Below are 403 nucleotides of genomic sequence, written 5' to 3'. Positions count from 1 at the left end.
GAGTTCCTGACCGAGCTGGACGGCATCTCCGCCAAGCAGAACAAGCTGGATCTGTCGCCGCTGCTGAAAACCGCCACGCCGCATCCGGGCAAAGCGGTGTACTGCACCGAAAGCAGCAACCCGGCGTTCGACAAGGGCCTGCTGAACAAAGAGCTGCTGGCGCAGGCGCAGCCGCATATCGAAGCGAAGCAGGGTAAAACCTTCTACTTCGACATTCGCAACACCGACCGCTCCGTGGGCGCCATGCTGTCCGGCGCAATCGCCGACGTGCACGGCGATCAGGGCATGGCGGCCGATCCGATCAAGGCGCACTTCTCCGGCACCGCCGGGCAGAGCTTCGGCGTCTGGAACGCCGGCGGCGTCGAGCTGACCCTGACCGGCGACGCCAACGACTATGTCGGCA

The 403-nt window shown here is 64.8% G+C and carries 1 protein-coding gene; it reads left to right on the top strand.

What is annotated here, in order from left to right; all coding sequences use genetic code 11:
* Positions 1 to 403 (top strand): GltB/FmdC/FwdC-like GXGXG domain-containing protein (locus tag KHA85_RS20495; protein ID WP_213186707.1); only part of this gene is annotated, 403 nt, incomplete at both ends.

It is taken from the genome of Dietzia massiliensis (genome assembly GCF_018390595.1).
Lineage (GTDB): Bacteria > Actinomycetota > Actinomycetes > Mycobacteriales > Mycobacteriaceae > Dietzia > Dietzia massiliensis.
Note: the sequence above shows the minus strand (reverse complement) of the source record. Positions and strands in the feature narration are given on the sequence as shown.